Raw genomic sequence first — 10,359 nt, 5'->3', positions numbered from 1 at the left:
TGTCAGTCCGGTTGGCGGTCGCGAACCAGAATATCCGCGGCGACCACGCCGCTGCCCGCAGGCAGTACGAAAAGCGGATTGATCTCGATCTGCATGACCTTACCGTCTAACGACAGCATCAAGTCGCCGAGCCGGACGGAGGCTCTCACCAGAGCCTCGACATCCGCCGGCGGTCGGCCTCTGAAGCCCTTGAGAAGCCTGCCCAGCTTCAGCCGCTCCAGGCAACTCGTCACCGCCGCCTCGTCTGTCGGTAGCGGGAGATAGGCAAGGTCGCCCCAGAGCTCGACGCCGGTGCCGCCGGTTCCCACCGCCAGCATCGGCCCAAAATCGGGATCGGCAATCGCCGAGAGCACGACTTCCACACCTCTCACCATCTCTTGGATCAAGAGCGGAGCATCGGGGTTTCCGAGCGCCTTGCGCAGCCGGTTTGCCGCTTCTTCGACCACTTCGAAGGAATGCAGGCCGACTTCCACCAGGCCGAGTTCGGTCTTGTGGTCTGCGTGCTCGGGCAAGACCTTGACGACCAGGGGAAAGGCGAGGCCGGCAAGAGCTAGGGGTTCGACCCTGCCGGTCAGCAGGGCGGTTCGGGGAACTTCAATTCCGGCTGCCTCAAGCAGGTTGACGAGGGTTGGCCAGGATAGCGATCCCAGTCCTCCCGGCAGCCCCGGCATGACCTTTCTCGGACGCGTGGGACGACTTGCTTCGGCGTTACGCGCCGTTTCGTAAAGCCACCCCAGTTGACGGACAGCATCGGCCGGTTCCCGCACCGGCAGGACGCCTTTTTCCATGGCGGCTCGCCGTTCATGCGCCGGCAGCAGGTCGCCCAGGAAGGACGCCACGACAGGCATCTCAAGATCCTCGGCCACGGCCGCCATACGGTCGAAATTCTCGCGAAAATCCGCCGGGCCCCGATTGGCGAACTGCACCAATAAAGCTTCGCAATTCGGATCAGTTGCGACCATGGCCAGCGTATTCCTGAACAGATCCGGGTCGCTTAGCACCTGGCCGGTGAGGTCGGTCGGATTGGCGGCCCGCGAAAAGCTCGGGAGAAGGTCCGCTAAGCCTTTCTCCGTGGCGGTATCGAAGGTCGCCAGCGGCACGTTGTGTTTCTCGCAGAGATCGACGGTCAGTGCGCGAGTGCCACCCGGAATGCTGAAAACGGCCACCCCGGGACTCGCGCCTGACGCGCGGCGAGGCCGACGCAGGCTTGTCAATATCTCCGAGGCTTCGAGGAGTTCGTTGATCCCTTCAACCTGAATGATGCCGCACTGCCTGAACACGTCACGATAGATCGCTTCGGCCGAGGCGATCTTGCCGGTATGAGAGCCAGCGGCGATCCTGCCCAGTGCCGTGTTGCCCGATTTCAAAGCGACGATCTGGATGCCGCGGCGCCTGGCCTGGTTCGCTACCTCGACCAGCCTGTGCCCCCGCTTCAACCCTTCGAGAAAGAGCGCGATGACTTTGACGTCGTCCTGCTGGAGCAGCCATTCGATGACATCTACCGCGTCGAGGCAGGTCTCGTTTCCCACGCTCGCGACATATGAACAGCCGAATCCGGAATCCTGCACATGCCGGCTGATGGCCCCTGCGATAGCGCCGCTTTGCGAGACTACGGCGAGCGGCGCGTGGTGCAATTGTTCCCGGTTGGCAGCCGATCCGAACGTCAACACCATGCGGTTGCGCACTGACCAGATGCCTTCGCAATTGGGGCCGATGACGGCCACGCGATTGGCGGCAGCCGCTGTCGCGAGTTGCCGCGCGAGAGCCGCACCTTCTGTCGTTTCCTCGAACCCGGAGCTCAGCACGATCGCCGCCTGCGTGCCCTTCCGCCCGCAATCCTCGATCGCTTGAGGAACTTGCTTGGCCCCGAGCATGATGAGCGCCGCGTCCGGCGCCTCCGGCAAATCCTCGATGCTTCCGAAGCAGCGCAGGTCGCCGATACGTTCGTACCGCGGATTGACGGGATAGATCGCGCCCTGATAGCCCGTCTTCAAAAGGTTTCGCAGCGGCGCGCCTGTGAGTTTCGCCGGATCTGACGAGACGCCTACCAGGGCGACCGACCGGGCGCGAAAAAGGCGATCCAGCACATGTGTTTCGGCGGACCAGTTCGTTGCAGGGCTGGAACTCGTCAAGATCTATACCCCTGGAGGTTGTCCGCTCGCTACGATGGCCTTGCCTGGGCGCCTGTCACTTCAACTCGACTTCGAACTCCGGCAGGTCCGGAATCATCATCTCGATGCTGCCGGGGTTCGCCGCCTCGCTTTTGTAGTGCATCACCATCTGCGGAAAAGAGAGGGTCAGTATCACCATGATCAGCTGTATGCAGACAAACGGCACGGCGCCCCAGTAGATCTGGCCGCTCGTTACCGGTGCGATCTGCTTGCCCGTTATCCGATCGAGACAGGGCACGCGGGCGGCTACGGAGCGCAGATAGGCTTTACGATCGCACCCATATTTGACGAAATCAATACCATCAACACCTCATATGAGGTATTTTTATCAGCGAATTCATCAGAGATTGACTGGCCGCAACCCCCTCGCAAACGGCCTTCAAAGGGCTGGCCCGGGGCCGGCCGAACGACCCGCCGAACGGCTCGCCGCATGCATTGCGGATTCTGGCCCAGGGATCGGACCCATGATCGGAACATATCCCCGGTCACACGCCGGGAGCTGCTGCGAGCGCGCCGTCCCCGGCTTGCTGCATCGTGCCGCGATGATCAGGCCGGGCGCCTTTGCCTTCTCGGGACCGGCATGCGGGATCCGATCACCGAGGAACCTAGCCCACGACGCGTTGCCGCCGCAGGTCGTCAATGGCGCCCTCGCTCCGCCCGAGAACGGTCTGCAGCACGTGGGTCGTATGCTCCGCCAGCATCGGAGGCGGGGACACGAGCTTTCCAGGCGAACGGCTGAAACGGAACGGAACACCTAGCAGATGGAGCTTTCCGGCACCCGGATGCACCATTTCCTGCACCATGCCGCCAGGGCCGTGATCAAGCTCGGCAAAGGCACTGGCAAGACTGTTGACCGGCGCGCACGGCACGCCGCCTCGCTCGAAAATCTCGATCCATTCCGCTGTGGACTTCCTGGAGGTGACAGCGGAGATCTCCGGGACCAGGGTCGAGCGGTTCTTCACGCGGGACTGATTGGTGACGAACCGCTCATCCTCGCCCAGTTCGGGCCGGCCGAGGGCCGCACACAATTCACGGTAGATCTTGTTGGTGCCGGCGCTGATGACGACATGACCGTCCGACGTCGGAAAAGCCTGGTAGGGGACGAGTTGCGGATGCCCGGACCCCATTGGCCCCAGCTCGGCCCCGCCATCCATGACCGCAACCGAATAGTTCACCAGCATGCTCATGGTGGCATCCAGCAGCGACACCGATACTTCCTGCCCCTTTCCGGAACGTTCACGCTCGTAGAGCGCCGCGAGAACGGCAGTGGTAAGGTAGATGCCGCCGCCGAAGTCGGCGAGCGATACGCCCGGCCGCAACGGGTCTGTCGAACCAGTCTGCCCGGTGATCTTCATGACGCCCGATCGTGCCTGCACGGCCACATCCATACCGGGCTTGTCGCTGAGGGGCCCATCGCTGTAGGCGGAGATGTTCGCATAGATCAAACGGGGGTTGATCTCGGAAAGCTGTTCGAAGCCGAGTCCGAGGCGCTTCATCACGCCCGGCCTGAAATTCTGCACCGCCACATCCGCCCATTGTGCAAGCTCCTTGCAGAGCTCGACGCCCGCTGGCGATTTCATGTCGATGCCGACGCTTTTCTTGTTCCGGTTGATGGAGAGAAAATAGTCGCCGCCCACCTTCGGGATTTCCGTGTCGAAACGGTCGGACACGTTCATGTAGCGCGTTGGATCGCCGCGGTCGGGCTTTTCGATCTTGATGACCTCGCAGCCGAGGTCGGCCAGCACCATCGTGCAATACGGGCCGGCGACTCCATGGGTGAAATCCAGAACCTTGAGGCCGGCAAGAGGACCGAATGCAGCAGAGCTCATGATGTTACCTTGACATTGCGGGAGGGCACCTGAACTTCAGCTGTTCCGCTGCAGTTCTGAATCCCTTTTTGGTTTTCTCCCCACCACTTGATCTTGACCACCGCAACGTCGCCGACGATCTCGCGGCCGGTGACTTCGCCGGTCAACTTGGTAAGGTCGCCGACAAGGTTCGGCTTGGTGACGCGGCCCTCCAGGCGGCTGACGAACCCGGCGTCGCCCGCCCAGTTCGTCAACAGGTGACCCGCCCAGTTCATCCGTTGCCAGCCTTGGTCATAGGCGCCCGGCATGCCCACCTCGCGGGCTATGTCGATGTCGAAATGGCCCGCCGCCGGATGGCATGGAACATTGGTCTGGGGGTGGTAGTAGACGTTGTTCGGATGCCGGTCGCGCTCTTCGAAGGCGAGCTTGAGCACGCTGTAGACCGTCCTGCGCCCGGCATAGAATCCGACGATGTCCACCAGCGTCAGCGGCCCCTTGTAAAGAACGGGGAGCCGCTCTCCGACTGTGACATCCTCAAAATACAGGACGTCGCTGCCGCGGCGGAACTCCGTGCGGTAGGCGTGCGCGATCTCCTCGAGCTGCTCGGCGGAATATCTCGGCACCTCGGCCGAGTTCTTTTCCGCCGTATAGCGCAAGCCCGACCCGCTCCGCGCCCGGGGAATCCTGAAGATCTCGCCATTGTACTTCGACACCAGTTCGCCGGCCTGGTTCGTATACAGGACTTCGCCGACCTGGCTGACGAAACGCGACACCGCGCGGCCGGATTTTTCCTTCACGTCGACCAGGCGCGCCCGCGCCGAAATGGTGTCGTTCACCTTGACGGGCTTGTAGTTCTCCCAGGTTCCACCGGCGAAAATCCACTGCACGCCCGGAAGCCCCGGCGCCACGATGCCGGAATCGATCGAGTAGAGGAAGGTCGGCGGCGCGACGTTCGTGCCCCACCGCGTTCGCTTCGCGTAGTCCGCGCTGGAGAACAGAGGGTTGTCGTCGCCCACGCTGTAATGCGCCCAGCGCCGGATGTCGTGCAGGGAGATCGGCTCGTAGATGGCCGGCGTATGCACGTCGCGGCGCATCCAGACTCCAATCAGCCGCTTCGCTGCTTCAACCTGCTCGTCCGACAAGCCGGGCGCCTGCTTGGAACTGTCGAGAAGCGTCGTGGGCAAATTGGTCATATCGGTCTCTGCATGTGTGGTTTCAGGCAATATTGCATGCAATTCTGCACAACACAAGGCCTTGCACTCCCCGCTTCAATGCCGCATCCTTCACGAACGAAAAGACTGACCGGGCGGCCGATCGCGACCCTTCGGCGGGCCTGTGTGGATCGAGATGAATGCAAGTATAAATCGAATACAAACGGCATTCGCCGGAATACCTTCGCCAGGCAAGGTTCAGGAGGTCGCGCCAGGGATCGGATGGGTCCGGATGCCCCTACCCTTCGCGCTCAGCCACGTGAACTGCTGGTTGATGGCCGACAGCGGCGGCTGGAGCATCGTCGACTGCGGCATCAACGACAGCGAAACCGGCCTATCCTGGAATCGCATCGCGGAGGAGGTGATCGGCAACGCTCCGGTCCATCGGATCATTGCCACGCACGGTCACACCGACCATGTCGGGGCAGCGGGCTTCTTGTGCGACACCTTCCAGGCAGGCTTCACCTCCACCCTCGTCGAATGGCAATCGGCCTGTCTTCGCCTTGGCAATCACGGCGAGCGTCCGGTTGAACTCGCTCGATTCCTGCGCATCGCGGGTTGTGGCCCTGAAATGGAAGAAGCATTCGCGACCGAGAGGACGAGGGTGGCGCGCTATCTGGGACGCCTCCCGGGCGCGATCCGGCGCATTCGGGACGGCCAGAGCATCACTCTCGACGGAGAGGAATGGCGGGTGATCGTGACGCGTGGCCATGCCGACGAGCATGCCTGCTTCTACAATGAGGCGCGGCGGATCATCATAGCCGGCGACCAGGTACTGCCGAGTATCACGCCTCTTGTTTCGGTGTTCCATTGGGCGCCGGAGGAAAACCCGTTGGGCGATTTCCTGGCGTCGCTCCAGAATCTGCTGGCGTTACCCGACGATCTGCTGGTTCTTCCGGGGCATGGCAGTCCGTTTTACGGGCTGCATCATCGAATCCATGCCATGGTCGAGCACCATCAGAGGCGTCTCGCGGCGACGTTGGAGTTGATGCGAGTTCCGGCCACGGCGTTCGAGATCTCGAACCTCCTCTTTCCGACGGCGCGAGGCAAAGGACAGGGGCGGTTGGCGCTGGGCGAGACCCTTGCCCATATCAACCACCTTGTCACTCTCGGAGAGGCGATCTGCGAGGCGGCGGCCGACGGACGGCGGATCTATCGCTTCAATTGACGTCTCGTCACCGTGTCGAGACGCGCTTTCCCGGCGACAGGCCGGAATCTCGGCGCCCGCCCGGAATCTCGAAGCTTTGCAGATGCAGGATGAGCCTGTCGCAGGCGCCGCGAATATGGGCCCGCAAGATCGAGATGGCGGCCCCGTCACCCTTCTCCAGGGCGTCGAGCAGCCTGAGATGATCCTCGTACGGCCCCCTTCCCGTCGGATCGGAGACGCCTTCCAGACGGCGCTTGAGGATGACCTTTTCGAAGATGGCCTCGAGCGACGCGACCAGGTAGGCGTTCCCGGTCAGCGACGCCAGGCGCACATGGAAGTCGCGATCGACGCGAAGCCGCTCATACGTCAGATTGGCATCAATGAGATTGCCATAGCGTGCGTTGATAGCCTTCAGTTCGGCGAATTCCCGCCTGCTCAATCCCTTCTCGACAAGGCGCTCGATCTGGTAGACCTCAAGTGCTTCGCGGGTCTGATAGAGATGTATCACCTCATCCACGCCGATTTCCGCGACGAAGAAGCCGCGCCGGGGAATCCGGATGACGTATCCCTCCTGGAACAATCTCTCCAGCGCCTCACGCACGGGCGTGCGCGACACGCCCAGCATCTCGGCCAGCCCTTGATGGGTTAGCTTGACGCCAGGCTTCAAGTGCCTGTCCAGAATCTCGGCCTTGAGCTGGTCATAGACCGAGGGCGCTGCCAAGCTGCTCGCCTTCGGCGAGCGTCCCTTTACTGGTCTTCGGGCGCCCTTAAGCATGTGCTGCTCCGACTCTTCGCAGGCGTTCAGCGCTAGTTGGTGCACACTGCATGAAAACGGCACTCCGATATGCGCATACAGTCCTCACAATAATTGGCGCATCGCCGCCTCCGCAACGGTTGACGGGGGGATCGCGTGCTGCACCGCGACGGGCTTGGACGATGGAGGAAGCGCGGACGAGCGATCGAGGCTGGCGCCGCCAACGGGCATATGCTTCTCGGAGACACCTCTACCGGGCATCGACCGTCAGCATCAGGTTCCTCCAGTATCGGCGCGCTTGCCTGCCGCTGCTTTCCTTCAGGGCTTCCAGCTGGCGGGCGGCCTGCTGAGCCCGCCGGTCATCGAAAAGAAGCTCCTTCGGCAGCGCTGGATCGATGAATGGAATTTGCTGCCATTCATGGACAAGGGCGAAATGAGCGGCGAACATGTCCCGGTCGGTGCCGGGATCTATTCTCCCGAAGCGCTCCAGCAGGCGGTGATAGATGGCGAGGATCTCGTCGTGATCCCAAGCGGATCGCACGATCGTCTCCAGATCCTGGCCCGCCTCGAGCGAATGGGCGGAGAAAACATAAGCGCGATCGCTGACTCCAAATCGTTCGAGTATCCGCCTTGTCTCGTCCAGGCGCCGCGAATGAGGGTTGATCCACAGCCCGGGCGTCGGCGTTCCGAATCCCGCCCATCTCAGCGCCTTATAGAGCCTGGATCGCACGCCGCGATGCGATTCGGGCAGGCTGAGATACAAGACCATCCAGCGCTCGTCCCAGGGCTGAGGTTCCTGCCCGATCGACTTCACGCGCTCCAATCCTTCGCGCATGGATTGCTGGATGCGCCCCGTCAGCTGCCAGGCGACGCGGCGACCTTCGCGATGCCCCTCGATCCAGCCGGACGCGTTGGCGCGATTGATAGCCTGCCGCCCCGCTTTTTCGGATACGCCGAGGGCGGTCAGCGCCTTGAGGATCGTTGCTGTCCATACCGGGCGCTGTTCGGGAAACACATATTCGCCCAGAATCGTGAAGAGCAGTGCTTTCGCGCTGACGGATGTCGCAGACGCGGCCGGGGCCCCTTCTTCGTCGCTCTGTTCCTGGATCTCTTCCGCGACAGCCATCAAAAACCTTCCCCGAGCCGAATGCGCCGCCGCTCTATCTCAGCGCATGGAATTGGCACTTGGGCTCAGGGATTGGTCCGCGTGAATTGGATGGCCCAGTCTCCTGCGCGCCCGGTGTCGAGTTCCCCGCGTGCGGCAAGGTAGTGCATATGCGCGAGGACCTCGCCAAAGGCAAATCCGATAGACATTTCGCCCTTCGCCTTGGGAAAGAGAACCGGGATGATGTCGCCGACGCTTCTGCCTTCATCACCGCAGAAGCTTCTTATGATTGCGCATCTTTCCTCGTGATGCCGACGGATCGACAGGGCGCGCGCGGCGGCATCCTTGAAGGGCATCTGATGTCCGCCCAGGACCAGAGCCGCGTCCGAAATCTGAACCGGAACCGACGCGAGGAAGGATAGATAGTCGTCGAGCGGGTTTTCGTCGGCGTTCTCAGCCCATACGCCGATCAGCGGCGTGATGCTGCTCAGAATCTGATCGCCGCTGAAGCAGACTGTCCCGTCCAGCGAGCGATAGAGCATGCCGCATGGCGAATGCCCGCGTCCGATGATGACGGCGAACTGGCGCCCGCCTATGTCGAGGACCTCGGACGAGGTCAAATGCCGGATGTCTGCGGGCAATTCATCCACGAAGGCGGCATACCGGTGGTCCTGCAGGGACAGGGCATCTGCTGCCTCGCCCGCCAGTCCATGCATGCGATAGAACGCGGCGTTGCGGCTCGCCTCGGCCGGGTCGAACGATCTCAACATGTGGCGTAGCCTGTTGAGCTCGTCGGCGTTCGAGTAGATGACCGCGTCGAAACGCCTGGAGAGCCAGCCCGCGGCGCCAATATGGTCAGGGTGGGCGTGGGTCGTCAGAATGCGGGTGATCCTGGTTCCACGCAGCGGTCCGTTGAGCAATGCATCCCATTGCCGGGATCCGATCTCACCGCCGATGCCCGTGTCGACGAGAGTCCATCCCCCGTAATCCTCGACGAGATAGCAATTGACGTGGTCCAGCGCGAATGGCTGATCGACCCGCAACCACAGGACGCCAGGCAGGATTTCGACTGGTTCGAGGCTGGCAGGCACCTCAACTTCGCCAGGGTCCCGGCCAGCCCTGTAGCGCCTTATCCCGCTCAAAGGTCCAATACCAGCTTCGGCGTCTTGGAACGGGAGCAGCAGATCATCATTTTTCTGTTTGCTTCCCGTTCGTGCTTCGAAAGCACGAGGTCCTGATGATCCGGAATGCCTTCGATCACGGCCGTTTCGCAGGACCCGCATACTCCCTCTTCGCAGGAGAACGCCACATCGGCACCGGCGTTGATGGCCGCCTGCAAGATCGTCTCGCCTTCATGCACCCGGACACTTTTTCCAAGGCGACGGAACTCCACCTCGAAGCTGCCGGCGGTCGACAGCGGCACATCGCTCGAAAAACGCTCCAGGTGCGCGCTGCCGGCAGGAAAGCCTCCGGTCAGAGACTCGAATGTCTCGATCATGCCCGACGGGCCACAGCAGTAATAATGCGAACCGGCTCGATACGTGCCAAGGATGGGCCTCAGATCCATGATCGATCCGCCATGTTCGTCGTCGGAATGGAAGTGGACGCGCCCCCCTTCCTTCTCCTCCAATGCTTCGAACTCGGCCAGGAAGGCTGCCCGTCGACGCGTTGGGGAAGAATAGTGAAGCTCCCACGATCGCTTCAGCTTCTCGAGCCGTTGTATCATCGCAAAGATCGGCGTGATTCCGATTCCCCCGGCGATAAACACCGAGTGCTCGGCATTCTCGATCAATTGGAAATTGTTACGCGGAGGACGAATCCGGACCTCGTCCCCCACCTGCAATGTCCGGTGAGCAGTCACCGAACCGCCTTTGCCGTCATCTTGCCTCCTAATGGCAATGACATAACGGCCCCCGCTCTCGTCGAGGTTGCACAGCGAATAGCTGCGAACGAGTTCCGGCCCAAGAACGACATCGATATGCGAACCCGGAGAAAATGCCGGCAAGGTTGCGCCAGGCATCGGCCTGAAGTCGTAAAGCCGTACCCCGTCCGCGATGTCATCAACGACATGTAACCGAGTGCTGATCTGATCTGTCATGTCATCGTCAACCACGTTACCGGACCACTGGGCCAACAACTCCGTTCGTCGGCCGCATCATGTGG

At 61.9% G+C, this 10,359-nt stretch carries 8 protein-coding genes and 1 pseudogene; 1 reads left to right on the top strand and 8 read right to left on the bottom strand.

Annotated elements, in window-relative coordinates; genetic code table 11:
• Positions 1-2 precede the first annotated feature (2 nt).
• From E4O86_RS01630 to E4O86_RS01615, 4 genes and pseudogenes are all read right to left on the bottom strand, one after another.
• Entirely contained in the window at positions 3-2,132 is a 2,130-nt protein-coding gene (locus E4O86_RS01630; protein ID WP_161138773.1) for an acetate--CoA ligase family protein, read from the bottom strand.
• A 79-nt stretch (positions 2,133-2,211) separates the two neighbouring features.
• Positions 2,212-2,433, bottom strand: a pseudogene (locus tag E4O86_RS01625) (C4-dicarboxylate ABC transporter); the annotation flags it as partial.
• A 343-nt stretch (positions 2,434-2,776) separates the two neighbouring features.
• Positions 2,777-4,000: a CaiB/BaiF CoA transferase family protein gene (locus E4O86_RS01620; protein ID WP_161138772.1), complete on the bottom strand. Its 1,224-nt coding sequence runs from the start codon at positions 3,998-4,000 to the stop codon at positions 2,777-2,779.
• Entirely contained in the window at positions 3,997-5,172 is a 1,176-nt protein-coding gene (locus E4O86_RS01615; RefSeq protein ID WP_161138771.1) for an FAS1-like dehydratase domain-containing protein, read from the bottom strand. Before E4O86_RS01615 ends, E4O86_RS01620 begins: the two co-directional genes overlap by 4 nt.
• Positions 5,173-5,422: 250 nt before the next feature.
• Here E4O86_RS01615 and E4O86_RS01610 point away from each other — a divergent pair, with 250 nt between their 5' ends.
• Positions 5,423-6,358, top strand: coding sequence for an MBL fold metallo-hydrolase (locus E4O86_RS01610; RefSeq protein WP_161138770.1), 936 nt, complete (start codon positions 5,423-5,425; stop codon positions 6,356-6,358).
• A gap of 7 nt (positions 6,359-6,365) precedes the next feature.
• Here the strand turns inward: E4O86_RS01610 and E4O86_RS01605 are convergent, their stop codons facing one another.
• The 4 genes from E4O86_RS01605 to E4O86_RS01590 form a co-directional block, all read right to left on the bottom strand.
• Positions 6,366-7,058, bottom strand: a complete 693-nt coding sequence (locus tag E4O86_RS01605; protein ID WP_161138769.1) for a GntR family transcriptional regulator — start codon at positions 7,056-7,058, stop codon at positions 6,366-6,368.
• A gap of 283 nt (positions 7,059-7,341) precedes the next feature.
• Entirely contained in the window at positions 7,342-8,217 is an 876-nt protein-coding gene (locus tag E4O86_RS01600; protein WP_161138768.1) for a PaaX family transcriptional regulator, read from the bottom strand.
• Positions 8,218-8,282: 65 nt separating this feature from the next.
• Positions 8,283-9,287, bottom strand: coding sequence for an MBL fold metallo-hydrolase (locus tag E4O86_RS01595; protein WP_161138767.1), 1,005 nt, complete (start codon positions 9,285-9,287; stop codon positions 8,283-8,285).
• 47 nt (positions 9,288-9,334) lie between these two features.
• On the bottom strand, positions 9,335-10,294 hold the full coding sequence (locus E4O86_RS01590) for a PDR/VanB family oxidoreductase (protein ID WP_161138766.1): 960 nt from the start codon (positions 10,292-10,294) through the stop codon (positions 9,335-9,337).
• Between the last annotated feature and the right edge of the window lie 65 nt (positions 10,295-10,359).

Origin of the sequence: Propylenella binzhouense, assembly GCF_009866965.1 — a bacterium.
GTDB lineage: Bacteria > Pseudomonadota > Alphaproteobacteria > Rhizobiales > Afifellaceae > Propylenella > Propylenella binzhouense.
Note: the sequence above shows the minus strand (reverse complement) of the source record. Positions and strands in the feature narration are given on the sequence as shown.